Raw genomic sequence first — 26,030 nt, 5'->3', positions numbered from 1 at the left:
GTATGAGTCGGCTGCTGCGCTACATCACGTATTCGATGGGCAATTTTGCCAACACGATTGCCTACCAGGTCTTCGGTAATCGGATTCAGTTCTACTATGTGGATGTATTAGGGCTAAGTGCCGCTACTGCCGGTATTATCTGGACGATCTACGGTTTATGGAATGCGATTAATGACCCCCTGATGGGGCAGTTATCCGACCGCACGCGCACACCGATGGGGCGGCGTGTGCCGTATGTGGTCTTTGGCGCAGTGCCGCTCGGCCTCTCGTTCTTTTTTCTCTGGACACCGCCGGGACAATCGCCCTGGTTGTTAGCCGCCTATTTTCTCATCATTCTGTTCATCTTCGATACCCTCTACAGCCTGACCATTATCGCCTACAATGCGCTCTTTCCTGAAGTGGCCCCCAATCTACGCGAACGGATCAATCTGTCGGCAACCCGTGAGGTGCTGGCGACCGTTGCCCTTCTGCTGTCGTTTATTCTGGCGCCGATTCTGGCCGAGACGGTGGGCTACATCTGGATGGGGGCAATCATGGGAACGCTGGTAGGGGTGGGCTACCTGATCGCAATGATTGGGGTGCGTGAAGCTCCGGTGCAGCATGACGGTCAGCAGGTACATCTGCTCGCTGCGTTGCGGATTACACTCGCCAGTCGAGCGTTTCGCTGGTTTATCGGTGCGAACATCGCCAAAGAGTATGTCTGGCTGGCACTAGCTGCTATGCTCCCATTCTGGCGCAAATATGCGCTGGGCATTCAGGGGCCTATCGAAGTGGTCGGTATCCGGCTGAGCGGTGGCGATGCAGAAGCGATCTTGCTGGGAGTGCCGATTTTGCTCACCATTCCGATGCTGCTGGCCTGGCGACCACTGGTAACCCGGATCGGACCGCGGTGCGCCTGGATGATTACCAGCCTCTGCTTTATTCCCGGTTTTGTGATGATGATGCTGGCAACCGATTTTGTCTCCGGTCTGATGGGCACACTGCTGGTGGTGCCAGGGCTTGCCGGCTCGATGTTGATGCCGTTCCCGCTGATCTCTGAGGTGATCGATGACGATGCAGCTCGCCATGGTGTGCGCCGGGAAGGCATCTTCTTCGGAATGAATGGTGGGATTACCAAACTGGCCTTCTCGGCGCAAGGGGTGCTCTTTGCGAGTGTTCTGTCGCTGGCCGGCTATGTCGCCGGGAGCGATCTGCAAACTCCTGGTGCCATTTGGGGTATTCGTTTTCTGATCGGTGGCACGACAATTATCGCCGCCCTGATCATCGTCTTTTGTATGTGGAAGTATCCGTTGGAGCGAGCGCCGAAAGCTGCATTGGCGCCAGAAAGGGTTGTGTCGTGAGTTTTCCTGCTATCGGGATGGCTCCAGCTGAAATTCTTAGCGCACTACATCGCTTTAAAATGACCGATCTCGATTGGCGACACGGTCGGGTGTGGGCGTATGTCTATCAACCAGATGAAGCGGCAACCGATCTCATGCAACAGGCGTACCTCTATTATCTGACCGAGAATTGCCTCGATCCCACCACCTTTCCCAGCACCGCTCACCTTGAACAGGAAGTGGTGCGGATGGTTGCCGATCTGCTCGGTGGTGATGAAGAGACGTGTGGGAACGTAACAGCGGGCGGGACTGAGAGCATTTTGCTCGCGGTGAAGACGGCTCGTGACTGGGCAAGCCACCAACGGCCTGCGATTAAGCAACCCGAAATGGTGCTCGCGCGTACTGCCCACGCTGCTTTTCACAAAGCGGCGCACTATCTGGGCGTCAAGCCGGTCGTGGTGGATTTTGACCCGGTGACCTTCGCGGCTGATGTGGCGGCAATGCGGGCCGCGATTAACGAACGTACCATTATGCTGGTGGCGTCAGCTCCTTCGTATGCCCAGGGTGCGCTCGATCCGGTGGCCGACATCGCAGCACTTGCCCAGGAACACGGCCTGCTTTGCCACGTTGATGCCTGTGTTGGTGGGATGTATCTGCCGTTTCTGCGTCAGTTAGGACGTGAGATTCCGCCCTTCGATCTGAGTGTGCCAGGGGTGACCTCGCTTTCGGTTGATTTGCATAAATATGGCTACGCTGCCAAAGGGGCATCGGTTATTCTCTACCGCCACCGTGCGTTGCGCCGCTATCAGTTGTTTGCTTCGACCGATACCACAGCCTATACGGTCATCAACCCAACGGTGCTCAGTTCTCGTTCGGCGGGGCCGCTGGCGGCGGCCTGGGCACTCTTGCGTTACCTCGGTGCCGTCGGCTATCGTCAGATCGTGGCGGCTGTTCAGGACGCAACCGACCGTCTGATTGCCGGGATTGCGGCAATTCCCGATCTTCAGGTGCTGGGTCAACCGGTGATGAGTATGGTGGCTGTGGCGTCACCAACTATCAACGTCTTTCAACTGGCCGATGCGATGCGTCGGCGTGGATGGTACGTTCAGCCCCAATTGTCAGCTCCTCACTCGCCACGGAACATCCATTTCTCGGTTTCGTATGGGGTGGCTGGCTACGTTGATGCACTGCTCGCCGACCTTGCGGCCTGCGTCGCCGAGGTGTGCCATTGGCCGCCGGTTGACCGCAATCTGGTTGAGATGGCCGTTCGTGCGCTGACCGTTGATCATTCTCCGTCCGCTGTCCAACAGCTCTGGCAGGCCATCGGGTTGGCTGAAGGCCGGTTGCCGACCGATATGGCTCTGATTAACGAAGTGCTCGATGCTCTGCCCGATGCGATTGCTAATGAGCTGGTAATTGATGTCTTCAATGCGTTGTTTTAGCAATAGTTTCTGTCACCTGCTGCCCGGGTGTCGGTTGTAACTGATGGCGTACTGGCCTTGCTTATGATGCAGCATAGCTGCAGGAAGGGGTAGTATGACGGCAACAACCTCTCGACGAATCTGGTTGATCACCGGTGCCGGAGGTGGTTTTGGGTGCAGTCTCGTGCGACGGCTTCTCGATCGTGGCGAGGGGGTCGCTGCTGCCGACCGTAGCCTCGAATTGCTCGCCGCTCTCCCTTCCTCAGAAGACGGCTCTCTATTGCCGGTCGTTATCGATCTCACCGATCCCATGACCATCCAGGCTGGTGTGGCGGCGGTGATCGACCGGTTTGGACGGATCGACGTGCTGGTAAATAACGCCGGTCTGGGTCACGGTGGCCCGCTTGAAGAGGTGTCACTGACCGACATCCGGCGCCTGTTCGATGTCAATATCATCGGGATGATGCTGATCACGCAGGCTGTCCTGCCGGTGATGCGGGCGGCTGGTGGTGGGCGGATCATCAATCTTTCATCGGATAGCGGGCTCATCGGCTTCCCGTTTCAAGGTCTCTACACTGCGACCAAGCATGCAGTGGAAGGTTTTTCCGATAGCCTGTATCAAGAGGTGGCTCCGTTCGGCATCCACGTCTCGGTCATTCAACCCTGTGGGATGTTCAAGACGGCGATGCCGGCGAATGCGATTGCCCAGGCCCGTTCGGTACTCAAACCTGATAGCCCCTACGCTGATCGTGTCTTACGAATGGCGTCTGCCCTATCCGCTGCCTGGGAGACAGCGCGTGATCCCGCTGAAGTTGCCCAGGCTATTCTCGACGTTGCCGATGCCGATCCACCACCGATTCGTCGGCGAGTTGGCGCCCCTGATCGTACTGGCTTGCTGGGTCTACGTCAGCAGATGAGTCACGATGATCTGGTACGGTTTATCTACCGGCTGACAACCGAACCAACGCCACCACCGTTGCCGAAAGTGCGCGGTGATGGCGGTTGGCTGGTGGTACGAACGTTGCGGGAAGCCGGAGTTACCCATGCCTTCACCATTGTCGGCGGTCACAACTACCAGATTGTCAATGCCTGTCGCGAAGAGGGCTTGTGTGTCATCGATGCCCGCAACGAAATGCATGCCGCCCATATGGCCGATGCGTTTGCCCGACTGGCGCGTCGTCCTGCCTTGCTCACCGTCGATGCTGCACCGGGGTTGGTGAATGCGGTGGCCGGGATCGAGGTGGCCTATGAAGCGCAGGTGCCGATGATTGTCGTTTCGGCGCAGGGTTCGTTGGCCGGACGGGATATTGGAGTCATGCAGGCAATTGACCAGCTCCGGCTCGTGCGCTCGATCACAAAATGGCAACGCACCTGCTTCGAGACCAGGCGCCTACCCGAATATACGGCTGCTGCGATCAGACATGCTACTACCGGTCGGCCTGGCCCAACCTTTCTGGATTTTCCACTTGAGGTAATGCAGGCAACCATTGATGTTGAGACCGTCCCTCAACCGCTTCACTATCGGGTGACGAGTGGCCCGCTGGCCGATCCCGACTTACTCCGGCAAGTGATCGAGATGCTACGCAAGGCACGTCACCCCCTGATTATTGCCGGCAGCGGGGTCTGGTGGGCGCATGGCGAAGCCGAACTGATTCGTTTTGTCCAGACAACCGGCATTCCGGTGTTGACGCGCAACCTGGCACGCGGAATCATTCCTGACGATCATCCGCTGGCAGCCGGCTTTTACCCGTCGCCCGCCGCTTTGGCCGACGCCTTTCTGGTTATTGGAACCCGGCTCGATTGGACAATCGGTTATGGACGACCGCCGCTCTTCTCACCTGATGCACCGGTAGCCCAAATCGATCTCCATCCCGAAAGTATTGGCAAGACACGACCGATTGAGATCGGGATTGTGGCTGATGCGGCGCAGGCACTACGGCAATTGAACGCAATGGTATCGGCAACCGGGTCGTGGGCGATGGATGCAGAGTGGCCGGCACTGGCACACGGCAGTATCACTGCGATGCGCCAACAAACGGCTACTGCGGCTCAATTATCGACCCGCGATCAACGCCCAATCCATTCGATTGAACTGATGCAGGCGCTGGCCGAATGTCTTCCCCGCGAAGCGATCAAAGTTGTCGATGGCGGTTACAGTGCAGCCTTCGCCATCCAATACCTCGACGCTTATGTCCCCAGCGGTGTGCTGTGGGTTGGCAGTACCGGTCATCTTGGCGTCGGCTTAGGCTTCGCTATCGGGGCCAAACTGGCCAGACCCGATGCGCCGGTGGTGGCAATTATGGGTGATGGTGCCTTTGGTCTCTGTGGGATGGAGTTTGATACCGCGGTACGTCACCAGTTACCGATCGTTGTAGTCGTCGCCAACGATGCCGGTTGGGGTGAGACGCGCGACGGTCAGCGACGACGGTGGGGAGACGCGGCTATTCTCGGCACAGCGCTCAACCCAACCCGTTACGATGAACTGGCCCGTGCTCTCGGCGGGCACGGCGAACATGTCACGCGCCTCGACGAACTAGCGCCGGCTATACGGCGTGCTTTTGCAGCGGGAAAACCGGCATTGATCAACGTCATCACCGATCCCGAACAACGCAGCAGTGCGGTTAGCGGTCTGCCGTGGATTGTAGAGTAGAATAGCCGGTAAAGCGATTCTTCGTTCAGGCGAAGCTATTCATCAAGGAGGATGCGATGACCCCGGTGGCCGCGGCGTTGAGCTATCTTACGGAACATCGTGACCAACACCTGTCTGCCCTGTACGAATTGCTGAGCATCCCCAGCGTAAGCATGGATCCGGCCCACCGGGCCGATATGGTGCGAGCCGCTGAATGGCTGGCAACCCGCCTGCGGCATATTGGGATGCACCACACTGAGATTGTTGCTGACCACGGGCTGCCACTGGTCTACAGCGAATGGATTGGTGCCAAACAAGCGCCAACGCTGCTCATCTACGGCCATTACGATGTACAGCCTGCCGACCCGTTAGCTGAATGGCATACACCACCCTTTGCACCCTCACTGGTCGGTGAGAACCTCTATGCTCGCGGCGCGTCCGATGACAAGGGTCAGGTGATGGCCGTGATCTTTGCCCTGGCTTCCTGGCTCCAGACCAGCGGTCGTTTGCCGGTTAACGTTAAATTGATCATCGAGGGCGAAGAAGAAGTGTCGAGTACGCTGCTTCATCGTTTCGTGGCCGATCAGGCTGAAAGGCTTCGTTGTGATGCGGTGTTGCTGGTTGATTCGATGATGCTCAGCCCGCAACAACCGCTCATCCTCTACGGCACACGGGGCAATTGTTATCTGGAAGTGACTGTGCGTGGCCCAAAGACCGATCTTCACTCCGGTACCTTTGGCGGTGTAGTAGATAATCCGTTCAACGTACTGGTACGCCTGCTTGCTGTACTGCAAGATGGTGAGACACGCCGGGTCCGGGTGCCGGGATTTTATCAGAAGGTGCGCATAGTTGATGACGAAGAGCGAGCGTTGATCAATCGCCTGCCGGTGAGTGATGCGGTATTGCAGGCGCTGACCGGTGCACCGGCGCTGGCCGGAGAAGAGGGCTTTACGCCACTTGAGCGGGCCAGTATCAGGCCAACCTTTGACATCCACGGCATCAGCGGGGGGTTTACGGGGCCGGGCAAAAAGACGGTGATCCCGGCTCAGGCCAGGGCCAAACTCTCGATGCGCCTGGTACCACATCAAGACCCGGTTGAAATTGGTGAACTGGTGCGGAACTTCCTGCAGCAGCAGGCACCATCAACTGTACAGGTATCGGTAGAGGTATTGAGTGCGTCGTGGCCGGTGCTGGTTGATTATCGGCATCCGACGGTGCAGGTGGCTTCAACAGCCTTCGCAAAGGCATTTGGGAGACCGGCGGCCTTCTCAATTGGTGGAGGCACCCTGCCAATTGCGGCAACCTTCCAGAAACACCTGCAAGCACCGCTCGTCATTACCGGTTTTGGCTTGCCTGATGACAATCTGCACGCGCCGAATGAAAAGATATTTTTACCCTGCCTGTTTGGCGGTAGTGCAATGATCATTCACTACCTGGCTGAACTGGCAGATGCGTATGTCTTAAGATAACCAGGTTGCTACCTTTATCACCACAGAGACATAGATGACACAGAGGAGATGGGTATAATCTGGGTTGATACCGTGAGGTGTGACGTAGCACATCTATAGGAACTGGCTACTACCTACATCGTTCATGCGGTTGCGCCATACGGTGTTGAATGCAACGTCATATTTCCTGACAGTCAGACTCTATAGCCTGCTCACTGCATAGGTGGCAATTTGAGTTAAGATAAAGACTTCTCTGGTGCAAAACCTGGAAGCTATTGCACGCATCCACGTCGAAGTTACGTACTGAATTGGCTTCCTTCCACCCTTTGGGCTAAACGGGTCGCATGGCTTGGGATGCGCAAGCTATGCTTCCGCATCCCACCACACCTACACAGTTGCGGGTCGTACCGGTTCCCCTGCCTGTCATATCAAATCTGATGCGATAGAAGTTCTGCACGCTATACAAAGATCTTCCAGGCACCATCCCTGCATGATGCGCACTGCGTACAGGCACCGGTCTAACCCTGGGAGCCTGAACATCCGACTCGTCCACCACCTGAACAGCACTTGCGACTGACCCAATGTTTCACTCTCGCCTCAGCCCTCGCCGGTTCAGAAATGGACAGAAACTATGAGCTAACACCATTTCTTCCTCGTCAGGACGCCTCAATGTTGGTTTCTGCTCTCCCTTCCCCTACACATCGCCTATGCATTCCCCACAATTATCTTACGGTGTTCACCACATGCGTATCAGCGGGTATGATCGCTATGGGTGCTGTGTTGGGCAACACGCCAGGGATCAGTCGTACCGTGAGCTGTCCGCATCTATGGATGGAACGCGGCATCGTGGCCGCGGGGGACGTCGCGACAGAGCGTGAGGCAGGGTGCTTGAACGGCTGTCATCACGCGGTGCTATCGTGCGCTTGGACGACAGGCGTATGACCGAATGCCGGATACCAACGCCCACCTACCCGGCTCATGGCCCGGTGGCAGTGTGCCGCTCCAGCCGTGCCAGCACGTGCTGGATGGGTTGCCGTACCCGCTCGGCATGCGCGTGGCGCGAAGTTTGGAGTGCGGCAGCCATGCTGCCGCAGCAGCCGTACACACGTCCAGCGCATGGTACATTGTTACCCATCCTGGTCACGAGGATGCTGGATGTGCTCGTCTCGATCATCGAGTCGGTCGGGCATGCATGAGCTACCTGCGCGTAGACGTGTTGTTGCAATAGGTTCGCGCCTGCGCATCAGCGGCCACGGCCAGTACCTGACGGTAGCGAAGGTGATGCCTCCACGCGGGCTGGAAGCCCCCGCCACAGATAGCCCATACCACACGGTAGCGAAGGTGATGCCTCCACGCGGGCTGGAAGCCCCCGCCCCACAGATAGCCCATACCACAGGGAGCGCTTGCAGCCCGACCTAACGCAGCGAGGTATCGTTAATCGCCTGACCATACGGTGTGCGTGACGGATGATGCACCGTATCCATGATGATGAGATATGAGGCGTCATATCGGCTGCTGTGTGACAAGTGGGTAACGCATAGCTACCGTAACAGGGCAGGTCGGGCACGGGTGGGTTGGTGCGGGGCGGGTTGGGCACCCGCCCCTACCGCCGTAACGAGGTTGGCACGGAGTAGGCACGGGGAGTTGGGCACCCGCCCCTACTAACTAATCTGCGGCGACCATACGCCCTTTTTCTACCACTGTCAAACCCAACTGTTCTCGTATTGGCGTCCGTGGGCGGAGATAATTACGAACCTCACTGGCAATAATCTCGGCAGTCATCCGCAACTGGGCCAGCCAGGGCGCAGGGGCCATCTGTTTGTGCATATAGCTGTCGAAGGTTAAGCGTTGCACATCGTAATTACGGCACATTTCGGTAAATACCTCCATCTGCCGCTCGTTACCGTAACCCCACATCTGCAAAAAGCGCAAGAAGCGGTACATCGTACCGTACTGTTTCCACCAGCGCCGTTCGTAGTGGCGCAGGTTTGCTGCACTGGGAGCATCGAGATACTCGGCCAATGTTTGGGCTGCCATCTGACCACTCTTCATTGCCCAGTAGATACCTTCACCGGAGGTATGTACGACCAACCCGGCGGCATCCCCGATCAGCATGGCACGGTCAAATGCCATATGTGGCCGAGGCTCCATCGGCAGTGCGTGCGCCTCGCGCAGGATTGTCTGCCCACCGGCCAGGGCATCACCAAGCCGGCGCTTGAGGTTCGTCAACAACTGTTTTGCTGCGGTACTATGATGCGGGCCGGCACCGATACCTACGGCGATATGGTCACGCTTGGGGAAAGCCCAGGCGTACAGATCGGGACTAACTTCATAACCGAGATACAGGTCAGCCGTCTCCTCCCAGTGCGCCATCTTGTCTGGTGGGAGTTTAATCCGCTCTTGAATGGCCACTGCGCGGGGAAGATGCGGTAAGCCGAGAAACTTCGCCGTTGGCGAATAGGCACCATCGGCGCCGATAACTACATCGGCCCAGACCGAACCTTCGCGACCGGATGGCGTGCGGTAAGTGGCAACAACTCCACGCCGGTCAACCCGCAAACCGGTTAACTGAGCATGGATCAGCTCGGCGCCACGTTCTTGGGCGCGTTGCCGCAAAAAGCTATCAAAGACTTCGCGCCGCACCATAGCGACGTAGTCATCGTCACTGGGGATCGTGCCGGCTACCGGTACACGTGTCTCCTGTCCCGACGGCGACACGATCATACACTGCTTTACTTTGCGATCAATCAGACTGGTCGGGAGATCGAATTCACGAAAGGCGGCTGGTGGTACTGCACCACCACACGGCTTCGCCTTACTCAACTCCTTTTCAAGCATGATGGTCTCGATACCGAACGACCGCAGCGTAATTGCTGCGGTCGCTCCGCCTACCGATGCGCCAACAATCAGAACCCGTGGTGCCATTCCAACCCACCTCTAGGGGCACAAGCCCGTCAAGCTGCCAGACCAATCGCCGCCGCCAACATGCCCCAGACATAGAGCATAATCGCGGTCGCGTTGAAGAAGACCTCATTGTTTTCAGGGTCACGGATAAAGCGGGCGTTAGGAATACTCTGCGCTGCTAGTAAGATCGCGACAACCGTTGCCGCAACCGGATGGCCCCAATGGAAGAGCAACCCGATCACCGCAATCTGCGCCACCCCCATGGTTGTCACGACCATCCGCGCAGCCATCACCTTGCCGTACTGTACCGGTATCGAACGGATGCCCATGATGGTATCGCCACGGATGCTCTTAAAATCATTGACAGTCATAATACCGTGTGCACCGAGCGAATAGAGGAGGGCAATCGTCACACTCTCACCGGTCAGCGGGGCAAATGCGGCGTGACCAGCCATCCATGCCAGACCTTCGTAAGAGATGGCTACCAGTGCGTTACCGATCCAGCCATTGCGCTTGCCCCGGATTGGCCGCAAACTGTAGGCCAGCGCGAAAACCAGGCCCAGTGCGACAAAAAAAGCAACCTGTCGCCCCAGGAAGAGAGCAATACTCGCTCCAATCCAGGTGAGGACAGCGGTCAAAATATAGACGTGCCGTAATGAGACCTGCCCCGAAGGAATGAGGCGATGTGGCTCATTAATCGCATCTACCTCACGGTCGGCGTAATCGTTGACGACTTGCGACAGGCCACACAGGATAGGGCCGGCCATGAACATCCCAAGGAGCAGGCGGCCAATCGACTCGTTCCAGCCCAGGGCACCGCTGGCAATAGCGCCGCACATAAAGGCCCAGGTTGGTGCAAACCAGGTGACCGGTTTCATCAACTGGATTGAACGCACCAACCATGCATGGCGCGATTGGGGCTGTTTGTGCAGGGGTAGCGACGGAGGAGAAGATAGCCTGGTTTGATCGCTCATGTCGCTCATGGGAAACGCTCTCTAGCGCATTGATGGCGCGGGGGCGCTTTGCGCCCCCTTCAACACGATCGTTTACCGTCCACGAAGTTGAGGTGGCAAGACAACAGTCCCTGCATCACCAGATGGAATATTGGCCTGATTGATCGACGCCAGTGGGATATTGTTCCCCCGGTGGCAGGTGTAACAGCCGGGCACATTGTAAATCTGACCATCGCCCAGACGCTGGTACGAATAGCGGCTGGCTGCACCACTACCGGTAGGAATTTCCGGTTTAGCAATCGCGCCGTAGCGTGGCCAGTTCTCGGCCAGCCAGGTTGTCAGCAGCAACATGCGTTGTGCTTTCAACTTATTGTAGGCGTACACCGGATTAAGGACATTATCGCCGGCCGGATTCAGCTCATAGGCCGCAAAGTTACGCGAGTTGTGACAGAACGTACAGCCAACCCCAAGCGACCAGGCCTGATAGTTCATCACGTTCTGGTTAATGGTCACCTGATCCTGCGTGCGGCCGCCATCATAGGTCAGGGCAAGTGAACCACGCCCACTTTCGGGCTCATTGGGATCGAATGGCTTCCAGACCTGATAATTGTAAATATAGAAGAGAATGGCATCTTTGAGCAGTACCGGCTCGCGAATCGCTTCGGGCTTCTGCGCCGGGTCGAGGATCGCCATTCCATTGGTATCAAGCGGATCGACTGTTACCTTAATCGGTGGCACTGAATTGATAAATTGAGTACCAAACCCCTCAAGATTATTAGGTGCATTGTTATGACAGGTTGCGCACTGGACATAATTCCCCTGCCAGTTGGGGAGGTTGACAATGAACTCTGCATTTACGTCACGTACCAGACGCAACATGTTTCGGGCCGCAACCTTCTGCGGATATTCATCACTGGAAAAGTTGTTGATGTTGTGACAATATTGACAACCAACGCCAAGAGCGCCCGAAACATACTGCTGCATGTACGTCCAGACTTGCGCTGAACTCATCCCAACCAGCACCTGGACATTTACCGTATTTGGATACTGCTGGATCCAGGCCTGACCAGCCTGTACTCCTTCGTTCCATGCCTGCCTACCCATCCAGTTCTGGCGGCCATCGGTGGGAGTGACCGCAGGTGAGCTGGTGATAACTTTAATCCCATCACTTGGACTCCAGCGGGCACCGGCTGTTTGTGCGGCCACCCGTTGCGCACGGCCTAATGTCAAATCGTATACCCACCAGAAGGTAGCCGTTGTAATGACCGCGACAACGATTCCCACCGCCACCGAAACAACGATCGCCAATTGCCGATCACTTGGTCGTGACGATTGCATGGGCCTCTCCTGATCCAGATCGGCGAACCGATATTATCGGAGCCGATGCAAGCGCGAGATTGCGGCGGAAGGGCGACGCCGCCCCTGACTATATAAAGTATACACGAATTGTTTTGTGAGGTCAATTTTTTATTTATGTGCAAAAACGCCGAATCTCCGTCGCCTGCGAACAACAACCGCCAGCAGTGACGCTGCTGGCGGTTGCCGTCTCACGCGAGCCGTGGCCGGCCCGCCATCGGTCAAATCCCGAACAGCGCACGCGCTGCGCTTAACAGCAGAGCACCGCCTCCGGCATTCGACAGCCAGTTGTACTCTGGGCTGCTCAGAACGATGAAGTGGATAAGCAGCGCCACCACAAAACCGAGAATAGTAAAAATGACGATATTCGTCCGCACCGGGCTGCGAGGCTGCATGAATAGTCCCTCCTCACTCTACATAATCTAAGGAAGCCACGGTTTCCAGAGATAGACCAGCAGGTGGGCAATGGCTGCAATGACACCAAAGCCGTAGAACGACTTCACTACGATGTCGTGCAGCAGCCAGTCCTGGTTGTTAAACAGCGGACGCCATTTTGGTGGAACCAGATCATCGTCGTCGCGCATGGGCGAACCTCCACTCTTCTGCTACCGGCGAAATTGTGACTGACACCCGGCTGGTCTCCTGCGAAACTGCCGCTATCGTAAGCGCCCTTCAGCGGTATTCGTTGAAGACCATGCAACGGCGGTGTGTTGCTTAAATTATATAGAAATCAAAGAAAAATGTCAATCCGTTGCTTTTAAGAAAAAAGACAATCCCAGGTTGCGATTCTTCTGGTATTCCGTGCTCAGTAAGCAGGTTGTTTCAAATGCCTGTAACTGCTTTGGGTTGGGTGCGTACAGATGTTGTTGGTCGATGATTCGGTTGATTCGGAGCGTACCTGCGTGATGTTACGGCTGGGTAGCCCTGAATCCCAGCGATGCCTTATTGGGTTGCTAGAAGTTATCTCAATACTGACCGACTCCATGATCGTGACGAGCACATACCGTATCCCCGTGACCAGCAGGGTAAACGGCGTAACACGCGCATGATCGTGAGCGTGGCTGATGCGGCAGCCACGCTGCCGCACTCCAAACTCCGCGACACACGCCTGACGAACGGGCAAGGCCACCCATCCAATCAGTGATGGTATTGGCTAGGGATGATCGTCAGCCCTTCGCTTGTGCGATGGTCGGGTAGCATGACCGCACAGATTTTTACGAAATTAAGTTCTAGTTGAGTATGGATGTCTTGCGTCACGGCAGTCTTCTGATTGCATAGGTGCAAGTGCTGAATTTTTTGTGCCCTACCATCTTCATCATTCATGCATGGTTTCCTGAAAAGAACTTCCATCCTGCGACTGACGCCAATTTCTCGCCAGACCAGTTATACTGCTATGACGATATTTGTCTTGTCAGGAGTTGCTATGCACCACCTGCGTCTGTTGTTACCGTATCTACATCGTTATCGTCGCCGGTTGCTCCTCGGCTTGCTGGCAGCAGCCCTTGGTGCATCGGTAAGCGCTCTCGCTCCGCTGGTTTTGCGTCTGGCAGTAGATCGGGTCGCCAACGGCACTATCGTTCCACTGGAATTGATCTGGTTTGGTGGCGCACTGATCGGTCTGGCTCTCATTGATGGTGGCCTGAAATTTGCCCAGCGTATGCTAATTGCAGTGACGTCGTATCGGATTGAGAACGATCTGCGTGCCGATCTGTTTGATCGTCTGTTGTCGTTTGAACAGATGTTTTATCAGCAACATTACACTGGCGATCTGATGGCGCGTCTGACAAACGATTTGAGTGCAGTTCGTCAGTTTCTTGGTCCTGGACTTAATGGTGCCGCTACTGCGATTCTGACCTTTCTGGCTGCCGCTGTGCTAATGTTTCTGGTTCAGCCAGTGCTGGCATTGATTGTGGTCTTGTTGTTGCCGTTGGCAACAATTGTGTTTGTCGCTATCGGTGGCCGGATGCGCCAGATTTTTCATCGGGTGCAGGATCAGTTTGGTGTGCTGTCGACTCGTGCCCAAGAGAATTTTGCCGGTATTCGCACGGTGAAAGCCTTTGCTCAGGAAGAGGCTGAGATTGCGGTGTTTACCGCTGATAACGAGCGGTACCGTGATCTGAATCTACGCTATGTGCTGCTGTCGGGTGCGTTGTGGCCGGCCATGACGCTCTGTCTCGGTCTGATCTCGGCGTTGATTTTGCTGGTTGGTGGGCAAATGGTAGCTGCCGGGACGCTGACCATCGGTGAGCTGGTGCAGTTCAATGCGTATCTGGCGCTGCTGGCCTTCCCGATGATCATTCTGGGCTGGATGGTCAATCTATTTCAACAGGCAACTGCTTCGCTCGAACGGTTACGAGACATTCTGCGCCGTCAACCGCTGATTACCTCGCCGGTAACGCCACGTCTGCCTGCCGGCGAGGGCGAAATTGAGTTTCGCGGTGTGGGTGTGCGGGCCGGCCATTCCGATCAGCAATGGCTGCTGCGCAATCTGTCGTTCCGGGTGCCGGCAGGTACGGTGCTGGCAATCGTTGGCGCTACCGGTGCCGGGAAGACGACGTTGATCAATCTTCTGGGTCGTGTGCGCGATCCTGATGTCGGGCAGGTGTTGGTCGATGGGATTGATGTCCGTGATCTCGATCTGGCTGCGCTTCGACGAATGATTGGCTATGTGCCACAGGAGAGTTTCCTCTTCAGTGTGCCGTTGCGCGAGAACATTGGGTTTGGCGTTGAAACAATTGATCTCGATCGCCTCAATCACGTGGTTGAGGTCTCTCGTCTGGTGAATGATCTGGACCAGTTACCCGGTGGTATGGAGACAATGGTAGGTGAACGAGGGGTAACGTTGTCTGGCGGGCAGAAACAACGGGTTGCGATTGCCCGTGCCTTAATGCGCGATCCCCGGATTCTGGTTCTCGATGATGCCTTGAGTAGTGTTGATACCCACACGGCGGCCCAGATTTTGGCCGGCCTTCGCGCCGAGATGACCGGTCGGACGACTATCATTATTGCCCAGCGGATTGCTACCGTGCGTGATGCCGACCAGATCATTGTGCTGGACGAAGGTCAGATTGTTGAACGTGGTTCGCATCAGGAACTGCTTGCCCGTAATGGACGTTACGCTGCTATGTATCGCCGCGAGTTGCTCGCCGCTGAGCTGGAACGTGATGATTAGCAGGTTCAGAATTTGTCAACAGAATCCTCCGGGATGGGGGAAAGGCATTGCCTTCATAATCATCACGGAGACTCGCTGGGGCATATCTGGATAGGTGCTAAGCAGGTCTGGCGTGTTTTCAGTTATAAGGAGTTCAGGGTGGCACATCAGTTTGATGATGACACAATTCTCGGCAAAGCCTACGATGGTCGTTTGGTGCGTCGCCTGGCAACCTATGTTATTCCCTATTGGGGGCGGCTAGGTGTTGCAATTGTGCTGTTGATCGGAGCGATCCTCTCTGATCTGGTACCACCGCTGTTGATCCAACAGGCTATCGATGGCCCGATTAGTGCTGGAGTCATTGATGGCGTCTGGCCCTACTTTGTCGCCTTCCTTGGCGCGTTGCTGGCCAATTTTCTGTTTCGCTATAGCCATTCCTACTTCATCAACAGCGTTGGTCAGCAGGTGATGAAGGATTTGCGGGTTGCGATCTTTCGTCACATTCAGTACATGAGCCTCTCGTTCTTCAATCGCAACCCGGTAGGACGGTTGATCACGCGCATTACCAATGATGTTGATGCGCTCAACGAATTCCTAACTCAGGGTGTGGTGATGATTGTGGCCGATCTGCTGACCCTGATCGGGATTATTGTGGTGATGTTTGTGCTGAACTGGCGTCTGGCCCTGATCAGTCTGGCCACGTTGCCCGTCTTGATGCTGATCGTTTCCATCTACCAGCGCTTTATGCGTGCGGCATATCGCCTGGTACGGCAGCGCCTGGCCCGGATCAATGCCTTCCTCAGCGAGCAGATCAGTGGTATCCTGGTGACCCAGCTCTTCAACGGCGAAGCACGCAGTCGGGTAGCGTTTGCCCGTCTGAGTGATGACTACATGCAGGCCAACATCCGTTCAGTGCTGATCTTCGCTATCTTTATCCCATCGGTTAACCTGCTGGCCGCCATTGGTACGGCAGCACTGCTGTGGGGCGGTGGCAACGGTGTGCTGGCCGGTTGGGCATCGCTGGGTATGCTGGTAGCGTTTATTCAATACCTCGAACGGGCCTTTCAACCCATCCGTAATCTGGCTGAACGGTACACTGTCTTGCAGTCGGCCATGGCATCGGCAGAGCGGATTTTTGCGGTGCTCGATACACAGGCTGAGGTACGCGACCCGGTGCAACCCCGTACCTTGCCGACGCCGGTACGGGGCGAGATCGAGTTGCGCAATGTCGTGTTTGGCTACAATCCGCAGGAACCCGTGTTATGCGGGATCAGTCTGCATATTCCTGCCGGACAATCGGTTGCTATCGTTGGCGCGACCGGTGCCGGCAAGAGTTCGCTGGTCGGGCTGCTGGCCCGGTTCTACGATGTGCAGCAGGGCAGTATCACGCTCGATGGGATCGACATTCGCGATCTGCCCCAGGCCGAATTACGGCGGCACGTTGCAGCAGTACCGCAGGACCCGGTCTGTTTCAGTGGGACTATCGCCAGCAATATTCGCCTGCACAATAGCGCAATCAGTGACGAGCAGGTACGGGCCGCTGCCGAACTGGTCGGCGCCCACCGGTTTATCGAACGGCTGCCGGGTGGCTACAACCACGAAGTGCGCGAACGGGGAGCGAATCTCTCTATCGGTCAACGCCAGTTACTGGCCTTTGCCAGAGCCATTGCCTTTAACCCCGAAGTATTGCTGATTCTCGATGAAGCAACCAGCAGTGTTGATACCGAGACCGAAGCTCTTATCCAGGAGGCGCTAGCGCGATTGATGCGGGGCCGCACGAGCATCATCATTGCCCATCGCCTGAGCACCATTCGCCACGTTGATCGGATTATCGTGCTGCATAAGGGACGAGTGGTTGAGGACGGAACCCATGATGAGCTGCTGGCGCGGCATGGTTATTACTACCGCCTGTATCAGTTGCAGTTTGCCGGAATGGATAGGTAGGTGGGTGTTCATCGCGGAGGCACAGAGGACACAGAGACTCTGACAAAACCCTCTGTGCTCGCTGTGTCTCGGTGGTGATATTCACAGCCGCTCGCCAGGAATCAGGTCTTCACAGAGGCACAAAGGACACAGAGACTCTGACAAAACCCTCTGTGCTCGCTGTGTTTCGGTGGTGAACAATCAACCACTTGTTGCTACCTGTCGGCGCGGGATAGCCACCGTAAACGCACTTCCCTCGCCAGGGGCGCTCCGCAGCGCGATCTGACCACCGTGCGCTTCGACGATATGGCGTACAATCGCCAGCCCAAGCCCACTGCCGGGATATTCACGAGCCAGCGAATGATCAACCTGGTAGAATGGGAGGAAGATTTTTTCGTGCTCGCCGGCAGGAATGCCGATCCCGGTATCTTCGACCCGAATGATCAGGCGGGTTGGTTCATCACGGACAATGAACCGAACTCGCCCACCGGGTTTGGTGTATTGGAAGGCGTTTTCGAGGAGATTGCGTAACAAATGTTCAAATGCCGAGCGATCAACTTCAATCGGCTGCATCTCTGAAAGGAGAACATCGAACTGCAATTGCGCCTGAGCCGCCCGTTCGCGGGCGGCGGCGATGAGCGGACGCAGAATATCGAGGGGCTGTAATTGCACAAAATTGAGTGACCGACTGCGTACCTCCTGAAAGTAGAGCAGGTTGTTGAGCTGGCGGGCTAAGACCTCGCTGCTGCGACGCATGACGCGAACCGCTTCTTCCTGCTGTGGTGTGAGCGGACCCAGCATGCCGCGGTCGAAGAGTTCGAGATAGCCAAGGAGCGACGTGAGGGGGGTGCGTAGTTCGTGCGAGAGGGTTGCCAGGAACTGATCCTTCATCCGGTCGAGGTCTTGCAATTGAGCGTTGGCCAGTGTCAGTTCACGTACCCGCGCTTCAAGCCGCTCGACCAGCTTCTGGTTGTACGAGCGTAACAGCTCCGTCTCCATGACTTCCGGCAAGCATTCGCGGCGCCCCTCAATGAATTCGGCGATCTGCGCCGGCAGCGCACGAGCATCAATCGGCTTACTCAGATACCCATCGCAGCCGGCAACTAAGGCTCGTTCGCGTGATCCGGGTGAGGCATCTGCGGTCAGGGCGATAATCGGCACATTGTGCATGTGGGCCAGTGAACGCAGGCGGGTTGTTGTTTCGTAGCCATCGAGACCGGGGATGCCGAGATCGACCAGCACCAGTGCCGGATGTGTCGTGCGGGCAAGGGCAAGACCACCCGGTCCGTCTTCTGCAATGACAACCTGATAGCCGCGGGCGCTGAGTACTCGCTGAACCAGACGTTGATTGTCTGGATTATCTTCAATGTACAGGATTTGTGGCAACTGGTTCATGGTGTCGTCGTGTCAATGTTCACCGGCGTGGCCAGCAATGCCGGTTGCGCAACCGGTATCGTGAAGGTAAATGTTGAACCAATTCCTGGTGTACTATCGACCCAAATTCTTCCCCCCTGAGCCAGCACTAATTTGTGCGTGATCGCCAATCCTAAACCGGTACCGCTGAGCCGTGATCGGCGACCATGTATCTGAACAAATTCGCTGAAGATCTCGTGTTGTCGTTCCAGCGGTATCCCGATGCCGGTATCTGATACGCTGACCGCAACATACCGCCCGACTTTTCCGTCTTCACTTACTTCATCATGCACTCGTGCGCTTACTGTAATAGTACCACGTTCTGTAAACTTGATAGCATTCGAGAGGAGATTAAACAGAATTTGCCGGAGTCGATCACTATCAGCGGCGATGTCGGGTAAGGTGACCGGGACTGCATTACGCAATGTTACCGGTCGGTTTCTCAGCAGCGTCTGGACGGTATCACAGACCTCGCTCGTAATATGGTAGAGGTTGACACTGCTAATTTCCAGATTGAGATGACCGGCTTCGATGCGGGCCAGGTCAAGTAATTCATTGATGAGATGAAGCAGGAAGTGCCCATTACGGTTGATGCTCTGGATGTCTTCGCGCTGCGTCGGGGTTAACGGCTGTTCGGTATCATCGAGTAACACGGTAGAAAAGCCAATGATGGCATTCAGCGGTGTGCGAAGCTCATGGCTGATACTGGCCAGAAAATCGCTCTTGCGTCGGTCGGCCAGTTGTGCCCGTTCTAACGCCACCCGTAGCTCTTCGGTTCGTCGTGCTACCTGTTGCTCAAGGTCGTTGTAGAGCTGCACATTCTCAATCGTCAGGCCAACCATGCTGGCAAAGGTCAGCAGTTGGGCGGCATCGCGTGCCTGCACCGGACGCTGACTCAGTTTGTAATCTGCTGAAATAATCCCGATCACCGCATCGTTGCGACCAAAGATAGGGGCCTGGACATACGAACGACTGGCTGAGGCAGCTTGTTTGATCTTGTCAACCCGCGGATGTTCCCAGGGATTATCAACAATGATAGCTTTCCGGCTCCGCACAACATCTGCTTCGACACTGCCACCGTCTACCCGCAGTGGATGCGCGTTGGCAACCGCGAGAAACTGCTGTGCCTGATCTTCATTTCCAGGACCGAACGAAGCACTTACAGCCCGCAAGACATCACCGTCAACCAGATACAGTACCGCCCTGTCAAAGCCAAATCGCTCACACACCACTTTTGGGATAGTTTCCAGCAAGATCGGCCAGGAGAGAATGCTTTTTAATTCATTGGAGACGGCATTGAGGGTGGCGAGTTGACGGGCATTTTCTTCCAGCTCGACAATTTTGCTCTGCAGCGTATCGGTCATGCGGTTGAAGGCGTCAACCAGTTGCCCGATCTCGTCAATTCCGGCTACGGGCAAGCGTCGCGAGAGATCGCCACCCGCGACCGCCTGCACGCCCTCGCGGAGGACGCTGATCCGACTGGTGAATGAGAGCGATAGCAAGAGTCCGAGAAAGCCAATCGTAACGATAATCATCAACAAGACTGCAACAAGCTGATTCCACAATCGGCTCTGGCTCTCGCTGAGACGATGACCGGTGGCGATTGCCGGTGCATCAATCTCGTTGGCGGGTATGACCAGTGCTACACTCCAGCCGGCAGTTGTGATGGGGGCATAAGCCACGTAGCTGGCCTGCCCATCTTCCTGAATGAGTTGCACGCCTGATTGCCGCGCCACCATCTGCTCGGCAACGGCCCGGAGGTCGGTGTTGGTTGCATTGAGCAGGTTTTCAGTCTGGTATGGCTGATCCCAGCGTCCATTCGCTTGCATGTTTGGCCGAACCACAACATCGCCATTCGCATTGATGAGCAGCGCATACCCGCTCGAACCAACATCAACCGTTAACAGGTCTTGTTGAATCGTTTCGAGCAGGAGATCGAAGGCAACAACACCGATGAATTGACCCTGTTCATCGTATAACGGACTGGCGCAGGTTGTAGCCAGTAAGCCGGTGTTAGCATCAACATACGGTTCCGTCCACACCGTTGTACCGGCGTCACGGGCTTTGACGTACCACGGTCGTACTCGCGGATCGAACGATTCGAGGGTTAACAACTGATCAATGACGGCTTCATTGTCAAAGGCAATAATGCCTCCCGTTTCCAGCGCGATATAGCCAATGTTAACCAGTGGGTTATTAGCCACGATTTCTCGCAAGAGAGGGATAACGCGGCGCACATACCCGACTTCGGCAGCGTAGGTTCGCAACAGGTCTTCGCTGGGGCGGGGTGCTATCCAGACCCGCTCGTTGCTGAACGCGACTACCGGTGTGTTGTAGCGTTGCAGGGCGTAACCGGCAACAGTTTCCACCTGTTGCTGGACACCGGTAAGCGATGCATCGTAAAACTGGGCCTTGTCAGTGGCACGTTGGCGCAGGCTAGCAGTTGCCTGCTGGCGGAGGGCGTTTGTGCCCTCGACGACAGCCGTTTCACGGGCAATATTCAAACTGCTCAGTCCGAGCCATCCAACGATAATCAGTGGTGGTAAGGCCAGACCGAGCAGCAAGAGCAGGATTTTGAGCTGTATGCTTGAGCGAATAGCATTCATCATGGATGCACACAACTATGTTGGTAACCGTGTCACGGCTATTGGTTATGAAATCGTTGTGTATGGTAGCAGAAAGTGGCGTAAATCGCAATTATCACGAGATGACGGATGCCTTACAGTAGAAGTTATCTCATTCGTTACGGGCAGCCTCCATGATCACGATAGCACAACTTTGATGAAATAAGTTCTAAGTGAGACAGGCCGTAGTGAGACGGTTCACCTATCTGTGGAATGATATACACGTTGGCACGGGCTAAACACATGCTGTATGGAGGTCAGAAGCGCAAGGTCTTTGTGCTGGCGTAGGTCGAAAGCCTGGGCTGCGTAGAACCTGTTTCAAAAAACATTTACTAGAAGTTATCTTATTCATTACTGACCGACTCCATGATCGTGACGATCACACCCAGTATTTCCGTGACCAGGAGAGTCAACGGTGTGCCACACGCCGGATCGTGGGTACAGCTGCTGCGGCAGCATGGCTGCCGCACTCCAAACGCCGCGACACACACATGGCGAACGGGCAAGGCAACCAATTCAGCGAGTTGATGGCACGACCGGAGCTGTACTCTGCCAGCGAGCCAGGAGTGGTAGGCTGTCTTTGGTGATTGGCAAGCGTGCATGCGCCTGTGCGACCGTCTGGGAGCATAACAGCACAGCTTTTTATGAAATAACCTAAGTTGCCACCTACGCCGTGAGCAGGCCACGTGAGGTTGACTGCTATGATGAACGGTACGACGCTGTACACAACACCGTGGAGCGTACCTGTATGAACTATGCAGGTAGCAGCCAGGTTCCATCGATGTGCTATGTCAGACTCTAAGGTGGCAACGCGGGTTATGCCCATTCTCTGTGTCCTCCGTGCCTCTGTGGTGATAAAGGTAGCAACTTGGGTTTGAAATAAGTTCTAGTGCGAACTCTCCTGGGAAGTCCATCACAGATGCATGGGATCCCTTCCAGTCTGTCATCATTTCGTCACCCAGACTGCTCGCCTTTTACGACGCAGTATCGTTAGTATGATTGATGGAGAAGCTATTCTTATCGCCGAGGTGTGCGATGACTTCCTGGTTTCGTCTCGTGATCTGTATCGGCCTCCTCTGGGCGCTGATGTTACCATGGTCGGCAAGATCGGCAGGGTTGGAACGAACTGCTGATGGACGACCTGATGAACAACTCTTTGTAACCGATCAAACCGTTGCGCCGGGTGATACACTGCCATTGTTGCCGGCTACTGACGGGTTCCTCACCCCACCGACGCCGACCCCGCGTTCATTTACCCACATGCTGCTGCGTTGGTCGGCAGCCCCCGACCTCAATCCACGACTGACCTTGCGGGTCAGTGCCGATGGTGTGGTCTGGAGCGACTGGTACGAGGTGCAGGAAGATGATGAGTTGTGGCAACCTGCGGATGGCCCCGATCTGCACTGGAGCGAGATGGTCTATGTCGGTGCTGCCCGGCACTGGTATCAGGTGCGCGTAGATGTGCCTTCGGCGTCATCCACATTCCGTTCGCTCCTCGTGAGTACAGTAGATAGTCGTTTTGGTCCCGCAGCACCAACCGCGACGATGTCCGGCGAGCCGGCGGCAGTTGCCCGTCCACCGGTTGTCAGTCGGACGGCGTGGGGCAATCCTCACGGCCAAACCAGCCCACTGGCGCCACCAGCCTACTATCCGGTACGCCATCTGGTGATTCATCACACTGCCGACTCCAACACTCTGGCCGAAGGTCAGACCTGGGCTGATCGGGTGCGTGCAATCTGGTCATTCCATACGTACACACGGGGCTGGGGCGATATTGGCTACAACTACCTGATCGATCCGAATGGGGTTATCTACGAGGGGCGGGCCGGTGGTGATGATGTTGTTGGTTTTCACGATACGGCCAACTATGGTTCGCTGGGCGTTTCGCTCATCGGTACGTATAGCAGTGTGGCACCTACTGCCGCGGCTATTGACTCACTGGTGGCACTATTGGCATGGAAGGCCGATCAGAAGCGGATCGATCCGCTTGGGCGCAGTTTCTACTATGGCTGTTCGATCTCCCGCTTCTGCGCACCGTTCAATCCCGGTGCAGTGATTGACCATATCAGTGGTCATCGCCAGGTGACACCGGGGCATACCACGTGTCCGGGTGATGCCCTCTTCAATCTACTGCCGCAGATTCGGCAGCGTGTCCAGGCGCGGCTGACAGGTGAAAGTCAGCCCGACAATGGCGATCTGATTGTGGAAGAACATGAGAGTGGATTTACCCGCAGCAACGCGAACTGGTATCAGATGGCATGCGGATACGGCGGCACGACACTGTATACCTTTGCGACCGATAAACAGTCCGAAAGCACAAACTTCGCAACCTGGCGCCCCAATTTACCGGCCTCTGGTGTCTACCGGGTTTTAGTCCACGTGCCAGCCGGTTGTGCTGGGCTGAATGTAAGTCAACAGGTGCGGTACCGTATTACGACAGCCGGTGGCGTGGTGGAACGGGTTGTCAATCAGGCCACTCAAACTGGCTGGATCGATCTTGGTACCTACAATGTTGCTGCCAGTACCGCCAGTATTTCTCTCTCAGACCTCACCGGCGAACCGCTCAGTAGTCAGCGTGCCGTGTTGTTTGATGCTGTGCAATGGCAGCCGATTGACACCTCTCGCCAGCGCATGGAACTGGTGGCCGTTGAATATGGCGCAACGACGATTGCCGCCGGTGAGGTGTTGCCGGTGCGCTTTACCGTCCGCAATGTCGGTTCTGAACCGATTTACGGTCAAGACCCCCAGGGTGGGAGTGTGTTCGACCTGAGTAGCGATCAGTTCGAACGTGATGGCTACGTCTATGATGAAGGCGAATGTTTTCTCGGTGCGGCAAACCAGGACTATCCCACCTTTCCGAAAGAGGCAGGTCGTTTCCGCGTCATGTTAGGCCCGCAAGATCGTACTATGCCCTGTGCCGGTGAGACAGGTGGCTATCCGTGGCGGTGGGGGATCAGTGGCCGTCTCGATCCCGGTCAGACGCAAACTATTGTCGGCTACGTGCGTTTTCGCACGCCGGGCGTGGTAACATTGCGGGCCGGCGCGATTCACGAGTATGTCAGCTACGTCGCGCTTGCGCAAGCCGAACAACAAATTACGATCACGCCGGAACGTCAACCTCCGCAGATCACCCGCTATACCGGGTTGTTCCAACCGCTGGCGATGGTCTATGAGTTAGCCAATACACCTGAACGCCTGCTGGCCCGCACCCAGAACCCGCTCTCGATTCGCCGCGGTGCCTTGTTGGGGAGTTTTGTCTGGTATGGTGACCTACGCGAGTGGGGAGACGGAGGGCCGGTACCTGAGCGCAACAATCACTTCCTGATTGAACAGACACGAACCTTTGTAGCGCCGGTCAGCGGAGAATACACCTTCGAGTTGAGCAGTGATGATGGGGCATGGCTGTGGGTGAACGAGCGGTTGGTCGTGGCAGATACCGGCTTGCATCCGCTCCGAACGCTGACCGGTACGATCACGCTGACGGCCGGCCTCCATACCCTGTCTGTCAAGTATTTTGAACTCGATGGAAGTGCAGCGGTTGGCTATCGGGTGAAGGAGCCGGGGGCAAGCGATTTTCAACTGGTGCGGGATGGTCTGATCAGTGGTGAGATACTTGGGTCGTTGTTCCGGCGTCTCGACGGTTTACGGTTGAGTGCCTCGGACCTGGGTGGTGGGAGCACACTGCTGCGTTACTCCTGGGATGGCGAGACATGGGTGACAACCACCGAACCGTTTATTGAGATAGGAGCATTGGCTGATGGCGACTACCATCTGCGGTATCAGGCGTTCGACAGCAATGGCAATGAGTCTGAGGTCGTCAGTCTTCAGTTTCGGGTTGACAGCAGGGTGTCGGTGTATCAGGTGATGCTTCCTCTGGTGACACGCGAGTGAGTGGGGTAGCGATGTAGAGGCGCTGTTGTTCTGCCAGGATGCCAGGTTGTCTGGGTGTCTCACCGGCTTGATGGGCATCAAAACAGGATTCTGAGACGCAGAGCAAGGCTCGTGCTCCAGTACGCCCTCTCTCCTACACAGAGACCTAACGATGACACGCACGATACGTGTCGTTAGCAGTGGATCACCTGTGCTGATTGCAAATCGACGCACATCTGCCAGCCCCGCGTACATCCGCGTTGCGTTGCGCTTAATAAAGCAGAAGTTATGCGGGATCATGTACGTTGCCTGTGCCGCTGTTTCTGAACCTGTGTGGCGGAGAAGAAAACCGAGATTTGCACTTGGGCTGCTTCAGAAGGTACGCTGGTCTTGACCTGCTGTCTGCTGCTGGTTGATGTCTGAGCCGGTGCAAAGCAAGATCTGAATGTAGTCATACTCTTGCTTACGTTCTTGAAAAAGAATGTGCTTGTTCGCAAACCTACCGCGATCCCAGGTACCATCGTCATAATGCTGATAGAGTTCTTCGTAGGGTGTAGCAGAAATAATGTACGCATCCAGGGATATGCGTGTTTGATTACTTGTTGCCGCCAGCTTTTTCGCCAGCTTTTCCGCCAGCTCTGGCAGCCGCTCGTGCAGACGGGCCTTCTCATCGTGGATGTAGGCTTTGGCATGTCGCATGCCATGCGGTTCAACAAAGATGATACGTTGTGTTTGTTGTTGAGTATCCACTACCCATAGAATGAAATCCGGGTAAAAGCCGCTGTTCTCGAAGAAGCCCACCCCTTTGCCGCGGCTCAGGTTGCGCAGCACGTACACTTCTTTTCCTGCCATCATACTGTCTTTCTCGTTCTGCCAGAAGTCCTTCAAGTCGCGCACGAAGCGCACTTCGCTCTCCCTGAGCGCCGGCGGGATAGAACTAAATTTGTCCGTTTCCTGCACCAGCAAGGGAAGGTAGAGATGACCATCGAAATGGATACGGGGAAGGTCACGGTCTTCCT

The 26,030-nt window shown here is 55.9% G+C and carries 14 protein-coding genes and 1 pseudogene; 7 read left to right on the top strand and 8 right to left on the bottom strand.

Annotated features, from left to right (window positions below; all coding sequences use genetic code 11):
* Positions 1 to 2 precede the first annotated feature (2 nt).
* From VAE57_RS02895 to VAE57_RS02880, 4 genes are all read left to right on the top strand, one after another.
* Positions 3 to 1,340 (top strand): MFS transporter, encoded by a 1,338-nt coding sequence (locus tag VAE57_RS02895; protein ID WP_322820409.1) that lies wholly within the window; start codon positions 3 to 5, stop codon positions 1,338 to 1,340.
* Positions 1,337 to 2,761 carry an aspartate aminotransferase family protein gene (locus tag VAE57_RS02890; RefSeq protein WP_322820408.1) on the top strand — a complete coding sequence of 475 codons (1,425 nt, stop codon included), beginning with the start codon at positions 1,337 to 1,339 and terminating at the stop codon, positions 2,759 to 2,761. Before VAE57_RS02895 ends, VAE57_RS02890 begins: the two co-directional genes overlap by 4 nt.
* Before the next feature lie 94 nt (positions 2,762 to 2,855).
* The gene (locus VAE57_RS02885) at positions 2,856 to 5,390 is read left to right on the top strand and encodes an SDR family NAD(P)-dependent oxidoreductase (RefSeq protein ID WP_322820407.1); all 2,535 of its coding nucleotides are present in this window, start codon (positions 2,856 to 2,858) and stop codon (positions 5,388 to 5,390) included.
* A gap of 56 nt (positions 5,391 to 5,446) precedes the next feature.
* Positions 5,447 to 6,838, top strand: coding sequence for a dipeptidase (locus VAE57_RS02880; protein WP_322820406.1), 1,392 nt, complete (start codon positions 5,447 to 5,449; stop codon positions 6,836 to 6,838).
* Positions 6,839 to 8,482: 1,644 nt separating this feature from the next.
* Here the strand turns inward: VAE57_RS02880 and VAE57_RS02875 are convergent.
* The 5 genes from VAE57_RS02875 to pufB all read right to left on the bottom strand — a co-directional run bounded on the left by VAE57_RS02875 (position 8,483) and on the right by pufB (position 12,614).
* The gene (locus VAE57_RS02875) at positions 8,483 to 9,742 is read right to left on the bottom strand and encodes a geranylgeranyl diphosphate reductase (protein WP_322820405.1); all 1,260 of its coding nucleotides are present in this window, start codon (positions 9,740 to 9,742) and stop codon (positions 8,483 to 8,485) included.
* A 29-nt stretch (positions 9,743 to 9,771) separates the two neighbouring features.
* Entirely contained in the window at positions 9,772 to 10,695 is a 924-nt protein-coding gene (chlG, locus tag VAE57_RS02870; RefSeq protein WP_322820404.1) for a chlorophyll synthase ChlG, read from the bottom strand.
* 72 nt (positions 10,696 to 10,767) lie between these two features.
* On the bottom strand, positions 10,768 to 12,012 hold the full coding sequence (gene puf2C / locus VAE57_RS02865) for a cytochrome c-554 Puf2C (RefSeq protein ID WP_322820403.1): 1,245 nt from the start codon (positions 12,010 to 12,012) through the stop codon (positions 10,768 to 10,770).
* Positions 12,013 to 12,251: 239 nt separating this feature from the next.
* Complete coding sequence (pufA, locus tag VAE57_RS02860) at positions 12,252 to 12,425, bottom strand: light-harvesting antenna LH1, alpha subunit (RefSeq protein ID WP_322820402.1); 174 nt, start codon at positions 12,423 to 12,425, stop codon at positions 12,252 to 12,254.
* Positions 12,426 to 12,452: 27 nt separating this feature from the next.
* Complete coding sequence (gene pufB / locus VAE57_RS02855; RefSeq protein ID WP_012257957.1) at positions 12,453 to 12,614, bottom strand: light-harvesting antenna LH1, beta subunit; 162 nt, start codon at positions 12,612 to 12,614, stop codon at positions 12,453 to 12,455.
* 839 nt (positions 12,615 to 13,453) lie between these two features.
* Here pufB and VAE57_RS02850 point away from each other — a divergent pair.
* Positions 13,454 to 15,202, top strand: coding sequence for an ABC transporter ATP-binding protein (locus VAE57_RS02850; protein WP_322820401.1), 1,749 nt, complete (start codon positions 13,454 to 13,456; stop codon positions 15,200 to 15,202).
* 138 nt (positions 15,203 to 15,340) lie between these two features.
* Positions 15,341 to 17,125 carry an ABC transporter ATP-binding protein gene (locus tag VAE57_RS02845; RefSeq protein ID WP_322820400.1) on the top strand — a complete coding sequence of 595 codons (1,785 nt, stop codon included), beginning with the start codon at positions 15,341 to 15,343 and terminating at the stop codon, positions 17,123 to 17,125.
* A gap of 180 nt (positions 17,126 to 17,305) precedes the next feature.
* Here the strand turns inward: VAE57_RS02845 and VAE57_RS02840 are convergent, their stop codons facing one another.
* Together VAE57_RS02840 and VAE57_RS02835 are read right to left on the bottom strand one after the other, a co-directional pair.
* Positions 17,306 to 18,499 carry a hybrid sensor histidine kinase/response regulator gene (locus tag VAE57_RS02840; protein ID WP_322820399.1) on the bottom strand — a complete coding sequence of 398 codons (1,194 nt, stop codon included), beginning with the start codon at positions 18,497 to 18,499 and terminating at the stop codon, positions 17,306 to 17,308.
* Complete coding sequence (locus VAE57_RS02835) at positions 18,496 to 21,126, bottom strand: ATP-binding protein (RefSeq protein ID WP_322820398.1); 2,631 nt, start codon at positions 21,124 to 21,126, stop codon at positions 18,496 to 18,498. Before VAE57_RS02835 ends, VAE57_RS02840 begins: the two co-directional genes overlap by 4 nt.
* 1,050 nt (positions 21,127 to 22,176) lie before the next feature.
* Between VAE57_RS02835 and VAE57_RS02830 the strand changes: the two genes are divergently transcribed.
* Positions 22,177 to 25,032 carry an N-acetylmuramoyl-L-alanine amidase gene (locus VAE57_RS02830; protein WP_322820397.1) on the top strand — a complete coding sequence of 952 codons (2,856 nt, stop codon included), beginning with the start codon at positions 22,177 to 22,179 and terminating at the stop codon, positions 25,030 to 25,032.
* A 351-nt stretch (positions 25,033 to 25,383) separates the two neighbouring features.
* On the opposite strand, the pseudogene VAE57_RS02825 reads toward VAE57_RS02830, so the two are convergent.
* Positions 25,384 to 26,030, bottom strand: a pseudogene (locus VAE57_RS02825) (hypothetical protein); the annotation flags it as partial.

The organism is Chloroflexus sp., from assembly GCF_034434295.1.
Classification (GTDB): Bacteria; Chloroflexota; Chloroflexia; order Chloroflexales; family Chloroflexaceae; genus Chloroflexus.
The sequence above is the reverse complement of the archived record's forward strand: the minus strand, read 5'-3'. Positions and strand labels throughout refer to the sequence as shown.

Bases quoted from the DNA above. Each gene is read 5' to 3' on its own strand.
- puf2C (WP_322820403.1), bottom strand. From the start codon at position 12,012: ATGCAATCGTCACGACCAAGTGATCGGCAATTGGCGATCGTTGTTTCG.
- pufA (WP_322820402.1), bottom strand. From the start codon at position 12,425: ATGCAGCCTCGCAGCCCGGTGCGGACGAATATCGTCATTTTTACTATT.
- chlG (WP_322820404.1), bottom strand. From the start codon at position 10,695: ATGAGCGATCAAACCAGGCTATCTTCTCCTCCGTCGCTACCCCTGCAC.
- pufB (WP_012257957.1), bottom strand. From the start codon at position 12,614: ATGCGCGACGACGATGATCTGGTTCCACCAAAATGGCGTCCGCTGTTT.
- VAE57_RS02880 (WP_322820406.1), top strand. From the start codon at position 5,447: ATGACCCCGGTGGCCGCGGCGTTGAGCTATCTTACGGAACATCGTGAC.
- VAE57_RS02830 (WP_322820397.1), top strand. From the start codon at position 22,177: ATGACTTCCTGGTTTCGTCTCGTGATCTGTATCGGCCTCCTCTGGGCG.
- VAE57_RS02885 (WP_322820407.1), top strand. From the start codon at position 2,856: ATGACGGCAACAACCTCTCGACGAATCTGGTTGATCACCGGTGCCGGA.
- VAE57_RS02850 (WP_322820401.1), top strand. From the start codon at position 13,454: ATGCACCACCTGCGTCTGTTGTTACCGTATCTACATCGTTATCGTCGC.
- VAE57_RS02840 (WP_322820399.1), bottom strand. From the start codon at position 18,499: ATGAACCAGTTGCCACAAATCCTGTACATTGAAGATAATCCAGACAAT.
- VAE57_RS02895 (WP_322820409.1), top strand. From the start codon at position 3: ATGAGTCGGCTGCTGCGCTACATCACGTATTCGATGGGCAATTTTGCC.
- VAE57_RS02875 (WP_322820405.1), bottom strand. From the start codon at position 9,742: ATGGCACCACGGGTTCTGATTGTTGGCGCATCGGTAGGCGGAGCGACC.
- VAE57_RS02835 (WP_322820398.1), bottom strand. From the start codon at position 21,126: ATGATGAATGCTATTCGCTCAAGCATACAGCTCAAAATCCTGCTCTTG.